Annotated in this window: 15 protein-coding genes and 1 pseudogene; 12 read left to right on the top strand and 4 right to left on the bottom strand. The window is 73.2% G+C overall.

Annotated features, from left to right (window positions below):
* Positions 1-146: 146 nt before the first annotated feature.
* Positions 147-2987, bottom strand: a complete 2841-nt coding sequence (locus E1212_RS13260) for an FAD-binding and (Fe-S)-binding domain-containing protein (protein WP_203416822.1) — start codon at positions 2985-2987, stop codon at positions 147-149.
* Positions 2988-3115: 128 nt separating this feature from the next.
* On the opposite strand from E1212_RS13260, the gene E1212_RS13255 reads away from it, so the two are divergent.
* From E1212_RS13255 to E1212_RS13220, 8 genes are read left to right on the top strand one after another with little or no spacing between them, the layout of a single operon-like run.
* Complete coding sequence (locus tag E1212_RS13255; protein ID WP_203416821.1) at positions 3116-4375, top strand: RuBisCO large subunit C-terminal-like domain-containing protein; 1260 nt, start codon at positions 3116-3118, stop codon at positions 4373-4375.
* A complete protein-coding gene (locus E1212_RS13250; RefSeq protein ID WP_131983135.1) occupies positions 4372-5622 on the top strand; it encodes a four-carbon acid sugar kinase family protein in 1251 nt (416 codons plus the stop codon). Before E1212_RS13255 ends, E1212_RS13250 begins: the two co-directional genes overlap by 4 nt.
* 9 nt (positions 5623-5631) lie before the next feature.
* Positions 5632-7623, top strand: coding sequence for a glycoside hydrolase family 127 protein (locus E1212_RS13245; RefSeq protein ID WP_131983133.1), 1992 nt, complete (start codon positions 5632-5634; stop codon positions 7621-7623).
* Between the two features lie 32 nt (positions 7624-7655).
* Positions 7656-8318, top strand: coding sequence for an aspartate/glutamate racemase family protein (locus E1212_RS13240; protein WP_131983131.1), 663 nt, complete (start codon positions 7656-7658; stop codon positions 8316-8318).
* A 51-nt stretch (positions 8319-8369) separates the two neighbouring features.
* On the top strand, positions 8370-9680 hold the full coding sequence (locus E1212_RS13235) for an ABC transporter substrate-binding protein (protein ID WP_131983129.1): 1311 nt from the start codon (positions 8370-8372) through the stop codon (positions 9678-9680).
* A complete protein-coding gene (locus E1212_RS13230; protein WP_131983127.1) occupies positions 9677-10645 on the top strand; it encodes a carbohydrate ABC transporter permease in 969 nt (322 codons plus the stop codon). Before E1212_RS13235 ends, E1212_RS13230 begins: the two co-directional genes overlap by 4 nt.
* A gap of 2 nt (positions 10646-10647) precedes the next feature.
* A complete protein-coding gene (locus E1212_RS13225; RefSeq protein ID WP_131983125.1) occupies positions 10648-11535 on the top strand; it encodes a carbohydrate ABC transporter permease in 888 nt (295 codons plus the stop codon).
* A gap of 32 nt (positions 11536-11567) precedes the next feature.
* Complete coding sequence (locus E1212_RS13220; RefSeq protein WP_203416820.1) at positions 11568-12524, top strand: sugar-binding transcriptional regulator; 957 nt, start codon at positions 11568-11570, stop codon at positions 12522-12524.
* Between the two features lie 159 nt (positions 12525-12683).
* Here the strand turns inward: E1212_RS13220 and E1212_RS30000 are convergent.
* A pseudogene (locus E1212_RS30000) lies at positions 12684-12866 on the bottom strand (NAD(P)-dependent oxidoreductase); the annotation flags it as partial.
* Between E1212_RS30000 and E1212_RS13215 the strand changes: the two are divergent.
* Positions 12778-13323: a TetR/AcrR family transcriptional regulator C-terminal domain-containing protein gene (locus E1212_RS13215; RefSeq protein ID WP_420814371.1), complete on the top strand. Its 546-nt coding sequence runs from the start codon at positions 12778-12780 to the stop codon at positions 13321-13323. The pseudogene E1212_RS30000 and the gene E1212_RS13215 overlap by 89 nt on opposite strands.
* Here E1212_RS13215 and E1212_RS13210 read toward each other — a convergent pair.
* On the bottom strand, positions 13320-13535 hold the full coding sequence (locus E1212_RS13210; RefSeq protein WP_131983123.1) for a DUF2188 domain-containing protein: 216 nt from the start codon (positions 13533-13535) through the stop codon (positions 13320-13322). The two genes, E1212_RS13215 and E1212_RS13210, sit on opposite strands and share 4 nt — an antisense overlap.
* Positions 13536-13872: 337 nt before the next feature.
* Between E1212_RS13210 and E1212_RS13205 the strand changes: the two genes are divergently transcribed.
* Positions 13873-14073: a hypothetical protein gene (locus tag E1212_RS13205; RefSeq protein WP_131983121.1), complete on the top strand. Its 201-nt coding sequence runs from the start codon at positions 13873-13875 to the stop codon at positions 14071-14073.
* A gap of 36 nt (positions 14074-14109) precedes the next feature.
* On the opposite strand, the gene E1212_RS13200 is transcribed toward E1212_RS13205, so the two are convergent.
* Entirely contained in the window at positions 14110-15075 is a 966-nt protein-coding gene (locus E1212_RS13200) for a helix-turn-helix transcriptional regulator (protein ID WP_131983119.1), read from the bottom strand.
* A gap of 62 nt (positions 15076-15137) precedes the next feature.
* Here E1212_RS13200 and E1212_RS13195 point away from each other — a divergent pair, with 62 nt between their 5' ends.
* Entirely contained in the window at positions 15138-16295 is a 1158-nt protein-coding gene (locus E1212_RS13195; RefSeq protein ID WP_131983118.1) for an epoxide hydrolase family protein, read from the top strand.
* A gap of 67 nt (positions 16296-16362) precedes the next feature.
* Positions 16363-18333 carry a PAS domain S-box protein gene (locus tag E1212_RS13190; protein ID WP_203416818.1) on the top strand — a complete coding sequence of 657 codons (1971 nt, stop codon included), beginning with the start codon at positions 16363-16365 and terminating at the stop codon, positions 18331-18333.
* Positions 18334-18394 lie beyond the last annotated feature (61 nt).

The raw sequence follows: 18394 nt of genomic DNA, 5'->3' as shown, positions 1-18394 counted from the left end.
CCTGATCGCCAAACACCTCGACAACAAAGGCAAACGCGGCGCCATGCGCGTGCTCAAACGCCACCTCACCGACGTCATCCACCGCACGCTCCGCCGCGACATCCCACCGCTGACCTGCCACCAGCCAGCCGCTTGACATAGAAGCGTCATTCCGGGGCGGGGCGGGTGGCCTCCTCGAGCAGTTCGAGGACGTGGCGGTAGGGCTTGCCGGTGGCGCGGGTCATGCCCAGCTCGCAGGTGCGGTTGCAGGAGGCGTACTGGTCGGCCTCCCCCACGGCGGCGACGGTGGCGGCCTCGGCCTCCGTGGCGCCCCGGGTGAGCTCGGGGTGCAGCAGCCCGCGGTCGCCGGCGAAGCCGCAACACCCCCAGTTCGAGGGCACGACGGCCTCGCGGGCGACGGCGCTCCCGAGCGCCACGAGGTCGTCGACCTCGCCGAGGTGCACGCTCGCGCAGGTCGGGTGCAGCACGACGCGGTCGAGCAGCCGGTCGGCCGCCACCGGCCCCAGCCGCGGCAGCACCGCCGACCGCACGAACGAGACCACGTCGACCACCGTCACCCGTGACCACCGCGCCGCGTCGGGCGCCGGCAGCAGCGACGCCAGCCCGGCCAGCCCGTGCGAGCACGACGACGCGTCGGCGACGACCGGCAGGTCGCCGTCGGCGGTCAGCGGCCAGAGCGCGTCGAACACCTGCTGCGCCATGACCGCGGCGCCGGCCTTCAACCCCTTCGACGACCACGGTGTGCCGCAGCACAGAGAGGGAGTCCGCGAGGCGATGGCCACCGCCACACCGGCCCGCCGCGCCAGCGCCAGGAACGCCGCCGTCGCGCCCTCTCCCCCGCCCTCGGGTGCGAACAGCGCTCCGATGCAGGCCGGGAAGAACACCACTTCGGCCGCCGACGACGGACCGGCGCCCACCGGCATCGACGGCCGCGGCCGCCCCGGCCCCGGCAGCGATCCGTCGGCGGCGGGGATCCACTCCGTCCCCAGCACGGCCCTGGCCAGCGACGACGCCCCTGACACCACGGGACCGGGCAGCGCCGACGCGACCCGCAGCCCGGTCCGGGCCGCGCGCACGCCCGCCCCCCAGTGCCGGGCCGCCGCCGTCCCCGCCTTCTGCGCCACGGGCCCGAGAGACGAGGCACGACGCGCCTTCATCGCCTGCCCGGTGTCGATCTTCACCGGGCACGCCGTGACGCACAGCGAGTCGGCCGCGCACGTCTGCACCGCCAGATACTCGTACTCCTTCTCCAGCTCCGCCCGCACGGACGGCGGCGCCACCGCGATCTCGCGCAGCAGCGCGATCCGCTGCCGCGGCGTCGTCGTGACCCCGCGCGACGGGCAGACCGGCTCGCAGTAGCCGCAGTCGACGCAGGTGTCGAGGGCGGGGTCGACCGGTGGCACGGTCTTGAGGTGGCGCAGGTGCGCCTGCGGGTCCTCGTCGAGGACGACGCCGGGCGCCAGCACGCCGCGCGGGTCGCACAGCGCCTTCACCTCGCGCATGACGGCGTACAGCTCGTCGCCGTACTGGCGGCGGACGTACGGCGCCATGATGCGCCCGGTGCCGTGCTCGGCCTTGAGCGAGCCGTCGGCGCCGAGCACGAGGTCGACGAGGTCCTCGGTGAAGGCCGCATAGGCCGACAGCTCAGCCGGGTCGTCGAGCCGCGGCGTGATCATGAAGTGCAGGTTCGCGTCGCGGGCGTGCCCGAAGATGACGGCGTCGCCGTAGGCGTACCGGTCGAACAGCGCCTGCAGGTCGCGCACCGCCCCGCTCAGCGCGGGCGGCGGCACGACGATGTCCTCGAGCAGCGCCGTGGTCCCCTGCGGCCGTGCCCCGGCCACCGTCGCGTACAGGCCCTTGCGCACGTGCCAGGCCGCGGCCCGCTCGCGCACGTCGGACGAGAGCCCGCCCGGCACGTTCAGCGGCAGCCGGTCGACCACGGCGCCCACCGAGGCCGCCAGCACCGCCAGCTCGGGCGGGGACGCGGCGGCCACCTCGACCAGCAGCGCCGTCTGCTGCTCGATGGGCAGCGACCGGATGACCGCCGGCGCCCCGGGGTCGGCGGCGGCCACCCGCAGCGACGTCGCGTCCATCAGCTCGACGGCGCCCGCTCCGGCCGCGACCAGCATGGGCAGCGCCTCGACGGCGGCGTCGATGCCGTCGAACACCAGCAGCGCGGTCGCGATGTGCGGCAGCACCGGCAGCGTGTCGAACGTCGCCGACGCCACGAACGCCAGCGTCCCCTCGGAGCCGACCACCAGGTGGGCGAGGATGTCGGCCGGGCTGTCGTGGTCGAGGAACGCGTTGAGCCCGTAGCCCATGGTGTTCTTCATCGAGAACTGGTGCTCGATGCGTCCGCGCAGCACCGTGTCGGCGCGCAGCCGGTCGCGCAGCCGCGCCAGCCCCGCGTGCAGCGCCGGCTCCAGGGCCGCCAGCCGCCCGTCGGCGCCGGGCGCGGCGGTGTCGAGATGGGTGCCGCTGGGCAGCACCAGCTCGATGCCGGCCAGCGTGCGGTACGCCGTCGCCGTCGTGGAGCTGGTCATGCCGGAGGAGTTGTTCGCGACCACGCCGCCGACGGTGCAGGCGGCCTCGCTGGCGGGATCGGGCCCGAGCCGGCGGCGGTACGGGGCCAGCGCGGCGTTGACCCGGCGCACGACGGCGCCCGGCTCGGCCCGCACGCGGGCACCGTCGTCGAGCACCGTCACGCCGCCGAAATGCCGCCGGGTGTCGACGAGGACGGCGTCGGTACCGGCCTGCCCGGAGAGGCTGGTGCCGCCGGAGCGGAACGTCAGCGGGACGCCGTCGCGGTGCGCGGTCGCGAGCAGCGCGGCCACCTCGGGCACGGACGACGGCGTCACCACCGCGGCCGGCGTGAGCAGGTAGTGCGAGGCGTCGTGGGCCATCCGCGCGCGGTCGGCGATGCGCTCGCTGACCTGCGCGGATCCCACCGCGGCGCGCAGCGCGTCGAGGTCGATGACGGGGGTCACGAGAGCGAACCTACCCCTTTGGTCTGACCACTTGCGCGGCCCCCGGGACGACTGTATGGTCGCTGCACGAACATGCGGTGGCGCATAGATATGCACCATCTGAGCGGCGACTTGCCAATGGAGGCAGTGTGACGGTGAACGTCATCGCGACGTACGAGATCGCGACCGCGCTCCCGCTGGAGCAGGCCGCCGCCGTCATCGCCGGCGAGCAGTCCAGCGGCACGTTCGTCGCCGTCGCCCGCGAGACCAGCGAGCTGAAGGCGCGGCACGCTGCCACCGTCCTGTCGGTCGAGGAGCTGCCGCTGAGCGGCCGCCCGCCGCTCCCCGGTGCCGTCGGCGACTGGTCCGCCGCCCGCCGCGCCCGCATCGCCGTCGAGTTCCCCGTCGTCAACTTCGGCCCGTCGCTGCCCAACCTGCTCGCCGCCGTCGCCGGCAACCTGTTCGAGCTGCGTGAGCTGGGCGAACTGCGGCTGGTCGACCTCGACGTGCCGGACGTGTTCGGCACCGTCTACGCGGGCCCGGCCTTCGGCGTCGGCGGCACCAGGCGACTGGTGGGCAAGGACGGCGCCACCGGCCCGCTCATCGGCACCATCGTGAAGCCGAGCATCGGCCTCGGCCCCGACGAGCTCGCCGGGCTGGTCGAGGAGCTCGCGCTGGCCGGCATCGACTTCATCAAGGACGACGAGCTGCAGGGCAACCCGCCGGGATTCCCGCTGGCCGAGCGGGTCAGCGTCGTCATGGACGTGCTCAAGCGGACCGCCGACCGCACCGGCGTCATGCCGATGTACGCGTTCAACATCACCGACGACATCTCGAACCTCGCCCGCAACCACGACGTCGTCCGGGCCGCCGGCGGCACCTGCGTCATGATCGTCGTCAACTCCGTCGGCTTCGCCGGCGTGCAGTACCTGCGCGAGCGGGCCGAGCTGCCCATCCACGGGCACCGGGCGATGTTCGGCGCGTTCGCCCGGTCGCCGCAGCTGGGCATCGCGTTCCGGGTGTTCCAGAAGCTGGCCCGGCTCGTCGGCGTCGACCACCTGCACACCAACGGCATCGCGAACAAGTTCTACGAGACCGACGCCGAGGTCGTCGCGTCCATCACCGACGTTCGCACTCCCCTGCTGGGCGGCTACCACGTGGTGCCGGTGCTCTCGTCGGGCCAGACGCCGGCCATCGCGGACATCACGTACGCGCAGGTCGGCGACCCCGGCGACCTGCTCGTGCTGGCCGGCGGCGGCATCCACGCGCACCCGGGCGGCTCCGGCGCGGGCGTCACGGCGATGCGCGACGCGTGGGACGCCGCGGTGACCGGCGAGGCGCTGGCGACCCGGGCCGAGCGCTCGCTGGCGCTGGCGGCGTCGCTGGAGCAGTTCGGGGCCCGGCCATGACGGCCGCCGGGTTCTACGGCGACGACTTCACCGGCTCGGTCGACGCGCTGGTCCAGTTCCGCCGGGCCGGGTGCGACGGCGTGTTGGTGACGTCGCCCGACGGCGTCAAGGGCGCGCTGGGCGGCGACCCGGACGTCGTCGGCATCGCGGGCGTCGCGCGGTCGCTGCCGGCGGCGGACCTGGAGGCCGAGGTGCGGCCCGCGCTGGAGCTGCTGCGCGACCTGCGCGTGTCCGTCGTCCAGTACAAGGCCTGCTCGACGGCGGACTCCTCGCCCGCCGTGGGCAGCCTGGGCCGCGTCGTCGAGATCGCCCGCGACGTGTTCGGCCCGGCCACCGTCCCGGCACTGTTCGCCCAGCCCGACTTCGGCCGCTACACGTTCTTCGGCCACCACTTCGCCCGTGACGGCGAGCGGGTCCACCGGCTGGACCGGCAGCCGACGATGTCGCGGCACCCGGTGACGCCGATGACGGAGGCCGACCTCGCCCGGCACCTCGGCGCGCAGACGACGCTGCCGATCGGATCGCTGCACTGGACCGCCTACGCGGGCGGAGCGGACGCCGTCGCCCGCGCCTGGCGCGAGACCGACGCCGCCGCCGTCGTCTGCGACGGGTTCACCGACGAGCACCTCGAGCTGATCGGCCGCGCCGTGCTCGCACCGGCCGGCGGCGACCGGCAGTCCTTCGTGCTGGGCGCCGGCGGGCTGAGCCTCGGCATCGGCCGGGCGCTCGGCCGCACGGCGCCGCCGCCGCCCGCCGCCGCGGCCCCGTCGCCCGGTCCCACGCTGGTGCTCAGCGGCAGCGGCTCGCCGCGCACGGCCGCCCAGGTGGCGGCGGCTGAGCGGGCCGGCTGGGCCAGCGTCCACCTGCTCGCGCCCGGCGCCGGCGACGAGGCCGTCGCCCGCCACGCCGAGGGCGCCGGCGTCGTCGTGCACACCACCCGGCCAGGCCCGGGCACCGCGACGAGTACCGAGATCGAGGGGCGGCTGGCCCGCATCGGCGCCGCCTGCCTCGCCCGCGACCCGCGCACCCGGCTCGTCGTCTGCGGCGGCGACACCTCCGGCAACGTGCTGCGCCGGCTCGGCGTCGACGCCCTGGCGGTGACCGCGCTGCCGTGGGGCAACGTCGCCCTCTGCCACGCGAGCGGCGCCCCCTACGCCCGGCCCGTGGAGGTCGTCCTCAAGGGCGGCCAGCAGGGCCACGACGACCTGTTCGACGACGTCCGCACCGCCCGGCCCCGACGACTCTGAAGGACACGGATGCTCACCGACACCAGCAGCAGTCCCTTCGCGACGATGACCTCGCTCCGGCCGCGGTCGGCCTCGATCACCGGCGGCGGCCCGCTCGCGCGGCTGCGCGGCCAGGCGCTCGCCGTCACGATCCCGACCATGGGCGAGATCATGTTCGACGCGGACGTCGCCCACGCCTACGAGAACTTCCTCGTGGCAGCCGGCGAGGTCGAGGGCACGCACGTCGGCCCGCCGTTCATGGACGGCGACTTCTACAAGTGGCTCGAGGCGGCGGTCGTGGCCGACGGCGAGGCCGGCGGCGAGTCGCCGTTCTCGGACTGGATCCGCCGGGCCGCGAAGGCGATCGCGGCCGCCCAGCAGGACGACGGGTACGTCCACACGAAGACCACCATCTCCGAGCGCACCGGCGGCGACCTGCGCCCGCTCCAGCGGCGGATGGACTTCGAGACCTACAACTTCGGCCACCTCATGACGCTGGCCTGCGTCCACCACAGGATGACCGGCGACGACGCGTACCTGACGCTGGCGACGAACGTGGCCGGCTACCTGAAGTCGGTGCTGGACGCCGACCCGGCGACGCTGGCCGACTGCAACATCTGCCCGTCGCACTACATGGGCCTGGTCGAGGTCTACCGCGCCACCGGCGAGCGGCAGTACCTCGAGCTGGCGGGCGCGCTGCTGGACCTGCACGGCGGCAAGGGCCGCGAGGGCAGCGACGACAACCAGGACGTGCTGCCGGTCCGCGACCAGCGCAAGGCCGTCGGCCACTCCGTCCGGGCCAACTACCTGTACGCCGGCATGGCCGACTACGTGCTCGAGACCGGCGACCCGCAGATGCGCACGGCGCTCGAGGCGATGTGGGACGACCTCATCGGCACCAAGCTCTACCTGACCGGCGGCTGCGGCGCGCTCTACGACGGCGCGTCCCCGGACGGCGCGCAGGACTTCTGGTCGGTCACGCGCGTGCACCAGGCCTACGGCCGCGCCTACCAGCTGCCGCAGACGACGGCGTACAACGAGTCGTGCGCGTCGCTGGGCCTCGTCATGTGGGCCTGGCGGATGCTCGCGCTGACCGGCGACGCCAAGTACGCCGACGAGATCGAGCGCGTCCTCTACAACGCGCTGCCGGCCATGATCGGCCTCGACGGCAAGACGTACTTCTACACCAACCCGCTGCGCCAGGTCCGCGCGCTGCCGTACGCGCTGCGCCGGGCCGGCAACCCCACGGACAGCACGCCGCCGCCGTCGGAGCAGCGAGTGCGCCAGGAGTTCATGACGGCGTGCTTCTGCTGCCCGCCGAACGTGGCCCGGTTCATCGCCGAGCTGCCCTACTACGTCGCTTCGCAGGGCGAGCGCGACCTGTGGGTGCACCAGTACGTGGCCGGCACCGTCGCGGCGCGGCTCGCCGGCGTCGACGTCAGCGTCGAGCAGACCACGCAGTACCCCGCCGAGGGGACGGTGCGCATCGACGTCCGCGCGGCGGCGCCCGTGAGCGGCGCGATCCGGGTCCGCATCCCCGGCTGGGCGCCCGGCGCCCGCGTGACCGTCGACGGCGAGCCCGCCGACGCCGTCGAGAACGGCTACGCGGTCGCCGACCGGACGTGGACCGCGAACACCATCGTGGTCGAGCTCCCGATCCGGCCCCGGCTGGTCGCGGCGCACCACTTCGTGGAGGAGGCGACCAACCAGGTCGCCGTCGTCCGCGGACCCGTCGTCTACTGCGTCGAGACCGCCGACCTGCCCGCCGGCACCGGCATCGAGACCGTCTACCTGCCCCGGACCGTCGAGCTGACCGAGCGGGCCGGCGACGGGCAGTTCACCGGGCACGTGCTGCTCGAGGGCCGGGCCGCGACGCTCCCGGTCTCCGTACCGGACGGACGGCTCTTCGCCGACCTCGGCGACGCCGCTCCGGCGCCGCTCGACGTCACGCTCGTCCCGTACGCCGTCTGGGGGAACCGCGGCCCCGGCGAGATGTCCGTCTGGCTCCCGCTCCTGCACTGACCCCAGCTCACCCACTTCCGGAGGAAGCAGCCATGACGCGGATCTCGTTCCTGCACACCGGGGCCGTCGTGATCCCGGTGTTCGCCGAGCTGGCGGCCACCCACCTGCCCGGCGTCGAGGTCCAGCACCTGCTGGACGACAAGATCGTCGCGGACCTCGGCGCCGACCCCGAGGGCCGCGACGTCGCCGGCCGGCTGGGCGCGCTCGGGCGGACGGCGGTGGCCGCCGGCTCCGAGGTGCTCGTGTTCTCGTGCTCGTCGATCTCGGGCTTCGCCGGGGCGCTCCAGCAGGAGCTCGGCATCCCGGTGCTGCGGATCGACGAGGCCATGGCCGACCGCGCCGTCGAGGCAGGCCGGTCCGTCGCCGTCGTCGCGACCCTGCCGACCACCCTCGCCCCGACCGCCGCGCTGCTGCGCGAGCGGGCCGCGCTCCGGGGCGTGGAGCTCGACCTCACCGAGGCCCTGGCCGAAGGCGCTTTCGCGGCCGTGAGCTCGGGCGACCGCGCGACACACGACTCCCTCGTCGCCGCGGCCGTCCTCGCGCAGACCGCACGTCACGACGTCGTCGTCCTCGCCCAGGCGTCCATGGCCGGTGCGGCCGCGGGCCTGGACACCGGCGGCGTCCCCGTCCTGACGAGTCCGGAGCTCGGTGTCCGGCGCGTCGCGGAGTCCCTGCACCTCCCCACCCGCGCCTGATCCGGCGCCCCACGAAGCCACCCGACCCCGTCGAGTCAAGGGAGACTCCCCATGACCAGCACCCACCTCTCGCGGCGCTCGTTCCTCGGCGCCACCGTCGCCGGCGGCCTCGGCCTCGCCCTCAGCGGCTGCGGCTTCGGCCGGCAGGAGCAGGCGGCCGAAGGCGAGTCGACGCTGTCCGTCTGGGACTCGTTCACCACCGAGCCCGTGAACACCTCGTTCAACGCGATCAACGACGCGTTCTCGGCGGCCAACGACGGCGTCACCGTCGACCGCAACATCGTCCAGTACGACCAGCTCACCGCGCTGGCGAAGACGGCCATGGCCTCCGGCGACGGGCCCGACCTGGTCTACTACTCCGTCGGCAAGGGCAACGCCGGCATCCTCGTCGACGCCGGGCTGCTGGCGCCGCTCGACGACATCGCGGAGGAGGCCGGCTGGACGTCGTCGATCGCCCCGTTCGCGCTGCGCGAGGCCACGTTCGACGGCGTCCTCTACGGCCTGCCGAACGAGTCCGAGGTCAGCGGCTGGTGGTACAACAAGTCGCTGCTCGACCAGCACGGCCTCGCCGTCCCCGAGTCCGCCGACGACCTCCTCGCGCTGACCGAGACTGCGAAGGGACTGGGAATCGTGCCGGTCGCCTACGGACAGGGCGACTTCTACACCTCGTTCTGGCTGTTCTCGCAGGTCGCCTGCAACATCATGCAGAGCGACGCGCTGGGCAGGCTGGTCTACGAGAACGAGGGCGCCTGGAACAGCCCCGAGATGGTGGCCGCCATCCAGACCGTGTTCGTCGACTGGCACCAGGCCGGCGTCTTCGGCGAGAACGTCAACGCGCTCAAGGCGCAGGACGCCACCGACCTGTGGACCGGCGAGCAGGCGTTCCTGCTGGTCAACGGCTCGTGGGCGACGGGGACGCATGCGGAGGCACTGCCGGACCGCGAGCTCGGCATGATGCCGCTGCCGTCGCTCGACGGCGAGCACCGCGTCTACTCCGCCGGCAGCGGCGGCGCGTTCTGGCTCTCGGCCAACGCCCAGGAGCCCGAGGTGGCACGGGACTTCCTCGAGTACGTGTTCAGCGACGACGCGCTGACCATCTGGGTCGAGCAGGCGCAGCTGGTGCCGCCCGTGCAGTTCGACTCCTCCGACTACGACACCAACGAGCTGCAGCAGCGCATCGCCACCGCCGCCTCGGGCGACGGCGACCCGGAGCAGAACCTCGGCTACCAGGTCAACCACGGCCTGGCCGCGGCGCCGTTCCTCAACATGATGACCGAGGGCTTCCAGGCGATCATCGCCGGCGACAAGACGCCGCAGCAGCAGGCCGACGACCTGCAGGCGGCGTGGGAGGAGGGCTTGTGAGCAGGACCGCCGCGCCGCCGGCGGCCCCGCCCGCCCCGCGGCGACCGGCCGCCGGCGCGCAGTCCCGGCGCCGTGCCTGGTCGCCGTGGCGGTGGAGCCCGGCCGCCCGGCTCGCGGCGGTGTTCCTCGCTCCGGCGATCCTGCTGTACCTGGTGTTCGTGCTCGTCCCGCTCGTGCAGTCGGTCTGGCTGTCGCTGCACGAGTGGGACGGCGTGAACCCGGTCAAGACGTTCGTCGGGCTGGCCAACTACGCCGACCTGGTGGGCGACCGGATCTTCCGGACCAGCGTGCGCAACACGCTGATCTGGGTCGGCCTCGGGACGGCGGCGTCGCTGGCGCTGTCGCTGGGGCTGGCGCTGCTGGCCTGGGGCGCCGGTCGCGGGTTCGCCGTGTTCCGGACGCTGTACTTCATGCCGCAGGTGCTGCCCACCGTGGTGGTCGGCATCGTGTGGGGCTGGATCTACCACCCGAGCTTCGGCGCGCTCAACCGCATCCTCGACGCCGTGGGGCTGGACGGTCTGCAGCGCGGCTGGCTCGGCGAGCCCGACATCGCGGTGTACGCGATCCTGGCCGCCTCGGTGTGGGCGTCGATCGGGCTGTCGTTCGTGATCTTCTCCGCGGCGCTGAACAACGTGTCGGCGGAGCTGCTCGACGCGGCGAAGGTCGACGGCGCCAACGCGGTCCAGCGGTTCCGCCACGTCATCGTGCCGCAGCTGTCGCACGCCGTCACTCTGGTGACGTCGCTGCTGCTCATCCACAACTTCCAGGCCTTCGACATGGTGTGGGTGATGACGCGCGGCGGGCCGCAGAACAGCACCCAGCTGATCGCGACCTACACGTACCAGAACGCGTTCGCCGACAACCAGGTCGGCTACGGCGCCGCGCTGTCGGTGGTGCTGACCGTGATCTGCCTGATCGTGACCGTCGTCTTCGTGCGGCTGCGCGAGCGAACGAGCGAGGTGTGACCATGGCCGTCCCGACACTCACCGGACCGCCCGCGGACGGGAGGCTGACGCCGTCGCCGCCCGGGAAGCCCCGCCGCGGCGGCTGGACCGCGCTGCGCTACGTGGGTCTGATCGGTGCCGCGCTGGTCTTCGTCGGCCCGTTCGTGTGGATCTGGATCTCGTCGCTGCGCACCTCCGCCGACATCGGCCGCGACCCGTTCGGCCTGCCCACGGAGCTGAACTGGGACAACTACGTCAACGCGTTCGTCACCGGCCGGTTCGGCGCCTACCTCGGCAACACGTTCCTGTACGTGGCGTTCGTGGTGCCGCTGGTGCTGCTGCTGGCGTCGATGGCGGCGTACGCACTGACGCTGGTGCGCACGCGGATCACCGGCCTGCTGTTCGTGCTGATCCTGCTGGGCGTCATGGTGCCGTTCCAGTCGATCATGATTCCGCAGTACTACGTGGTGCGCGACCTCGGGCTGCTGGGCAGCTACTGGGGCATCATCGTGCCCAGCCTGGCGCTCGGGCTGCCGTTCGGCATCTTCCTCATGCGGGCGTTCTTCCTCACCCTGCCCGCGGAGCTGCGCGACGCGGCGCGGGTCGACGGCGCCAGCGAGCTGCGGGTGTTCTGGCACGTCATGCTGCCGCTGGCCCGGCCCGGCATCCTGTCGCTGGCGGTGTTCCAGTTCATGTTCACCTGGAACGCGTTCCTCATCCCGCTGCTCTACGGCCAGCACGAGAACCTGCGGCCGGTGGCGTCGGGGATCATGTTCTTCGTCGGCGAGTACAACACCGACCGCGCCGCCATCGCGGCCGCCGTCACGCTGACCTGCCTGCCGGTCATCATCACGTACCTGTTCCTGCAGCGGTACTTCATCGCCGGCATGACGGCCGGAGCGCTCAAGTGATCGAGTCCGCCGTCGTCGGTAGAGTCGCCGCGGTGCCGAGCATCCCGTCCGAGCGACTCGCCCTGTTGTTCAAGGTAGCCCACATGTACCACGTCGAGGGGCTGCGCCAGCCGGACATCGCGACCCGGCTGCACGTCACCCAGTCGAAGGTGTCGCGGCTGCTCAAAGAGGCCGTCAGCCTCGGCGTCGTCCGCACCGTCGTCGTCACCCCGCCGGGGGTGTTCGCCGAGCTGGAGTACGCGCTGCGCGAGCGGTACGGCCTGCGCGACGTCGTCATCGCGGGCACCCAGTCCGACGACGAGGCGTCGGTGCTGGGGGCCGTCGGCGCGGCCGGCGCGGCCTACGTCGAGAGCACCCTGCTGCCCGGCGACCGCATCGGCATCTCGTCGCGGTCGCTCTCGCTGCTCGCCGTCGTCGAGGCCATGGCGCCGGTGCCGGCCCGCTCCGCCGAGGTGGTGGTGCAGATCCTCGGCGCCATCGGCAACCCGGCCGTGCAGGTGCAGGCGACCCGGCTCACCGACCGGCTGGCCGAGCTCACCGGCGCCGAGCCCGTCTACCTGGTGGCACCCGGCGTCGTCGCGTCGCTGGAGGTGCGCGACGGACTGCTGGCCGACCCGCACATCGCGCGCGCCGTCGCGGCGTGGGAGTCGCTGACGACCGTGCTGCTCGGCATCGGCAGCATGAGCACCTCCCCGCTGCGGCGACCGTCGGGGCCGGCGTTCCCGGCGCAAGACCTGGAGGCGCTGTCCGCCGGTGGCGCCGTGGGCGACGTGTGCCTGAACTTCTTCGACGCCGACGGCGCCCCCGTTCACTCCGGCCTGCACGACCGGGTGCTCGGCATCAGCGCCGATGCGCTGCGGCAGGTGCCGCGGCGCATCGGCGTGGGCGGCGGGCCGCTCAAGGTCGACGCCATTCGCGGGGCGATCCGCGGCGGCTGGATCGACGTGCTGGTGACGGACCAGCACACGGCCCGGCGGCTGCTCGCCTAGGGTGTGTCTCCCAAGTCTCGGCCGTAGCGACCGGCGTCCAGGCGGATGCCTCGCAAGGCCGAGGAGGGAGTCATAGCGGGGTTCTATGACGACCGACGAGAACGCAGCGAGGCGCCGCCTGGACGCCGCTCGCTACGGCCGAGACTTGGGAGACACACCCTAGGTCGCCGTGGCGCCCTGGACGCTGGGGGTGAGACGCCCGACGATGGCCGGCGCCTCGTGGATCAGCGAGTCGTCGGTGAGCGCCTCGATCATGAACAGCGCGAAGTCGACCCGCCGGGTCAGGTTGCTGGCCAGGACCGGGTCGCCGACGTGCCGGCGCCACACCGGCAGCCCCTGGGCGGCGGCGATGCGCGGGCGAGCCGCCTCGGCCCGGGCGGCACTGCGGCGGCACCCGTGGGCCGTCGGCCTCATGGACTCCCGCAGCACGCCCGGGCCGTCGACCCTCCGCCACCACGACGCCGTCCTGGGCGCGCTCCGGGCCGGCGGCTTCTCCCCCGTCCGGGCCGCCCGCGCCTTCTCACTCATCGACAGCTACGTCTACGGGTTCGTCCTGCAGGAGCTGAGCCTGCCGTTCACCACGGCCGCCGAGCTCGACGTGATCGTCGACGGCCTGCTGCGCGAGCTCCCGGCCGGCGACTACCCGCACCTCACCGAGGTGGCCGCCGCCTACGCCGGCAGGCCGGACCACGACGGCGACGCCGAGTTCGAGTTCGGTCTCGGCCTGATCATCGGCGCGCTGCGGCCCGACGACGCCGGGCGCGCGTCGGCGCCGTCTCAGCCGACCCGGCTGTCCTAGCCGTGGACGAGGTCGTGGCTGCGCGCGCTGCTCGGCGTCGGCTCGTCGCGCTCGTGGATGACGTGGCGGACGCCGCGGAGGCGGGCCAGCTCGCGGCCCATGCGCGCTGCCGTCTCCTTGGTGCCGGCGCTGACGATCAGCCGCTCGCCGTCCTCGAAGACATTGGCCCAGCGATCACCACGCGGCACCGTGTGAATGTCCCCTGCAGCCATTCGACCCACCCTCCCTGCGGCACAACACCCCTCGCACACATACCCATCCCGGATACGGGCATGCGGATGCGGCCCGGATGAAGGTCGCGCTCGGGTCCATCGTCGTCCTGGCGGGGTGCGCGCGCTGCCGTTTCGTCGATCTTTGCCGAGCCGTTCGGCAACCTTGGCCGCGACCAGTGTGACGTGTGTGGGTTACGGTTTGTGGGTATCGCACCGTAACATCCAGGAACACCGCAGCTGAATTGGTTTCGACCATGCAACCAGATGCTCTGATCGGCCCGTGGCGCCACGGGCCGGCAGGCGGGCGCCGCCGGACGCCGGGTGGAATGGGGACCACATGACGACGTCGGCGGAGGTGGGCCCGTCGGAGCCCGACTGGAGCGAGCAGGGTCTCGATCTCGACGCCATTGGCCTGGCCACCGAGTTCTCGGACTACGTTCGCCGCAAGGGCATCCCGCCCGGCGACCGCCAGCAGGCCCTGGGCGCCTGGCTCGACGAGATGATCGCCGGCCTCGAGGACGACGCCGAGGCCGACTGACCGCCGAGCCGCGCCAGCCGTGATCATCGAGGATGATCACGGAGACGAGGCCGTGCGGGACCGTCCGCCGGCACGCGCCAGGAGGCCGGCCAGCTCGCCGACCCGCTCGACCAGCTCGGGCGGCTCGTGGACCTCGAACTCGAAGCCGAAGAGCGCGACCCACAGGGCGATCTCGTCGAGCGAGTTCGACCCCGCGACCAGCGTGCAGCTGTCGCCGTCGCCGTCCTCGAGCGTCCCCACGGACGGCGCCACGCGGTCGGCGGCGACGGCGAGCGGCGCGTGCAGCGTGATGCGGGCGACGTACCGGTAGCCGCCCGCCGCGATCCCCGCGCCGCTGACCTGGTGCGACGGTGGATCACGCGGCGTGAATCGCGGCCCGGCCGGGATGCGCGGGCGAAGCCGGTCGACCCGGAAGGTACGCCAGTCGGCGCGGTCGAGGTCCCACGCGACGAGGTACCAGCGCCGGCCGGTGTGCAGCAGCCGGTGCGGCTCCGTGCGCCGCACCGCCGCGGACCCGTCGGCGGCCACGTAGTCGAAGCGCAGCTGCTCGTGCGCCTGGCAGGCGGCGGCCACCGCCGTCAGCACCTCGGCGTCGACCGGCGCCGACCCGGCCGGCAGCGGCACCGTGACCGCGCGCAGCGTGCTCACCCGGTGCCGCAGCCGCGACGGCAGCATCCGCTCCAGTTTGGTGAGCGCCCGCACGGAGCTCTCCTCGATGCCGGCGACGGTGCCACCGGCGGCCGTGCGCAGCCCGACGGCGACGGCGACCGCCTCGTCGTCGTCGAGGAGCAGCGGCGGCAGTCGCGCGCCGGAGCCGAGGCGGTAGCCGGCCAGGCCCGCCGTCGCCTCGACCGGGTAGCCGAGAGAGCGGAGCTTCTCGACGTCGCGGCGGACGGTGCGGGTGTCGACGCCGAGGCGTTCGGCCAGCTCGGCACCGGTGCGGACCGGGGCGGACTGCAGCACGGACAGCAGCCGGAGCAGGCGGGCGGAGGTCTCTCTCATGCCCCGATTCTCGCATCGACCTAGGACCGAATCTGACCTAAGCGGCGTCTAGCGTGAGGGTCATGACGAACTCGACGATCACCCCGTTCCGCCTCGAGGTCAGCGAGGCCGACCTCGCCGACCTGCACGCCCGGCTCGACGCCACCCGCTGGCCCCCGCCGCTGCCCGGCGACGGCTGGGACACCGGCGTGCCGACCGGCTGGCTGCGGGAGCTGGCGCACTACTGGCGCCACGAGTACGACTGGCGCGCCGCGGAGCGCGAGCTGAACTCGCACCCGCAGTTCACAACCGAGATCGACGGTCAGAACGTCCACTTCCTGCACGTCCGGTCCCGGCACGAGAACGCGCTGCCGCTGCTGCTGACGCACGGCTGGCCGGGTTCGGTCGTCGAGTTCCTCGACCTCGTCGGCTCGCTGACCGACCCCGCGGCGCACGGCGGCGACCCTGCCGACGCCTTCCATGTCGTCATTCCGTCGCTGCCGGGATACGGGCTGTCCGGGCCGCTGAGCGAGCCCGGCTGGACGATCGCCCGCATCGGCGCCGCGTGGGCCGAGCTGATGCGCCGGCTCGGCTACGAGCGCTACGGCACGCAGGGCGGCGACGTGGGCGGCATGGTCTCGCCCGCCGTCGCCCGGGTGGCGCCGGAGCGCGTCGTCGGCGTGCACACCAACGGCGGGCCCGGCCCGATCGCGCCGTTCCCGATGCCCGACGACGAGCGCGCCTCGCTGACCGGCCTCGAGCGCGACCGCGTCGCCCGCATCGAGGCGTTCATGCGGGAGGAGTCCGGCTACATCGCCATCCAGTCGACCCGGCCGCAGACGCTCGCGTACGGGCTGACCGACTCCCCCGTCGGGCAGCTGGCCTGGATCATGGACAAGTTCCGCGAGTGGACCCACCCCCGCGAGGCCGACCCGGACACCGTCGTCGACAAGGACCGGCTGCTCACCAACGTCATGCTCTACTGGCTGACCGGCACGGCGGGATCGGCCGCCTACGCCGGGTACGCGCAGGAGGCGGCCTGGGGCGAGGTCAAGGAGATCTCCGGGGTGCCGACGGCGGCGCTGGTCTTCGCGCACGACGTCGCCATCCGCCGGTACGCCGAGACGGAGAACAGGATCACCCGCTGGACCGACGTCGGCCGCGGCGGCCACTTCGCGGCGCTCGAGGAGCCGGACGTGCTTCTCGACGACGTCCGCGAGTTCTTCCGCGACCTTCGCTGACATCCCTGGAAGCACCATCGGCCGAACGGCCGGGTGAGTGGCGGGGACGAACGGGCATACTCGTAGGGTGCCGAGGGAGCTGCCGACCATCGTCGTCATCGACGACTCCACCGAAGTGCGGGCCGTCATCACGGCCCGGCTTCGGCTGTCGGGGCTCCTGGAGGTCGTCGGCGAGGGCGGCGACGGCACCGAGGCCGTCGGGCTGGCTTTCCAGCACCAGCCGTCGCTGCTGCTGCTCGATCTGTCGATGCCGGTGATGGACGGCCTCGAGGCGCTCCCGGGCATTCTCGCCGTCTCGCCCGCCACGCAGGTGGTCGTGTACAGCGGGTTCGACGAGGGCGGCCTGGCGCAGAGCGCCGAGGAGCTCGGCGCGGCGGGCTTCATCGAGAAGTCGCTGCCCATCGACCGTCTCGCAGGCGAGCTGCTGGCCAAGCTCCCCGAGCACCACGTCGTCCCCGGCCCGCGCGCCCGGCCGGCCATGACCGTCGTCGCCGACCCGGCCGCGCACCCGCCCATACGCGGCCGCGACCAGCAGGTCCTCGACGAGCACCTCGAGCGGTTCCGCGAGGTGTTCGAGCAGGCCGCCATCGGCATGGCGACGATGACCCTGACCGGCAGCATCGTGCGCGCCAACCGCGCCCTCAGCGACCTCATGGGCTGCAAGCCGCACGAGTTGGTCGGACTCGACTACGGGCGGCTGACCAGCGGTCGCGGCGACCTCCTCGACGCCGCGCTGTTCGACATCACGCGCATGTCGGCCGACATCGTCCACCTCGAGCACGACGTCAGCGACGCGTCCGAGAAGCGGAAGGTGCTCGCCACCCTGGCGCCCGTCCGCGACTCCCGCGGGCAGGCGCTCTACGTGTTCCTGCAGGTCCAGGACATCACTCAGCAGCGTGCCGCCGAAGAGGAACTGCGCCGCAGCGAGGAGCGGTTCCGGCTGCTGGTCGAGGCCGTACGCGACTACGCGATCTTCATGCTCGATCCCCATGGCCACGTCGCCAGCTGGAACGCCGGCGCCGAGCGGATCAAGGGCTACTCCGCCACAGAGATTATCGGCCAGCACTTCCGCGTCTTCTATCCGCAGGAGAAGCGCGACGAGCAGCACCCAGAGTTCGAGCTGCAGCAGGCGCTGCGCACCGGCCAGTACGGCGAAGAGGGCTGGCGGCTGCGCAAGGACGGCACCCGGTTCTGGGCGAACGTCCTCATCACCGCCGTCTTCAACGAGATGGGCGAGCACATCGGGTTCGCCAAGGTCACCCGCGACATGACCGAGGCGCGCCGGGTCACGGAGCAGCGCGAGGCCGCCGCGGCCGCCGTGGCCGCCGCCAACGAGCAGCTCCAGCGGGCGGCCGAGGAGCAGAGGCAGTTCCTGGCCGTCACGGCACACGAGCTGCGCACGCCCGCGTCGGTCCTCGGGGGCACGGCCGACACCTTGAGCCGGCACTGGTCCGAACTCAGCGCCGACGACCGCACCCGGCTCCTGCACAGCATGTCCAGCAGCGCCGTCCGGCTGCAGCGGCTGGTCACCGACCTGCTCACCACGTCGCGGCTCGACGCCGACTCACTGCGGCTGCGACCGGCCCCGACGTCGCTGGCGGTGCTGGTGGCGACGGCCATCGAGACGGTCCGCTCGACCCGCGAGGGCGCCGGTGCCGGCGCCGTCACCGCGCACCTCGAGCCCGACGTCCAGGTGCTCGCCGACCCCGGCCGGCTGGTGCAGGCCATCGAGAACCTCATCGGCAACGCGTTGCATCACGGCGCGCCGCCGGTCGAGATCCGCATCGGCAGCGCCCGCGGCGTGGCCCGGGTCGAGGTCACCGACGCCGGCGACGGGGTTCCGTCCGAGGTCCTGAAGCGGCTGTTCCAGCGGTTCAGCACCGGCGACGGCGCCCGCGGCACCGGCCTGGGCCTCTACATCGCCCGTGAGCTCGCCCGCGCCCACGACGGCGACGTCGTCTACGAGCCGGGCACGCCCGACCAGCCGGCCGGCACCTTCGTCCTGACGGTCCCGCTGGTGCCCGACGGCGACACCTGACGGCGGGCCGGCGCATGGGCGCCGCCTCCCCGGGTACCCGGATTTCAACTGATCCGGTGAG

The sequence above is a fragment of the Jiangella ureilytica genome, from assembly GCF_004348545.1.
GTDB classification, from domain to species: Bacteria; Actinomycetota; Actinomycetes; order Jiangellales; family Jiangellaceae; genus Jiangella; species Jiangella ureilytica.
Note: the sequence above shows the minus strand (reverse complement) of the source record. Positions and strands in the feature narration are given on the sequence as shown.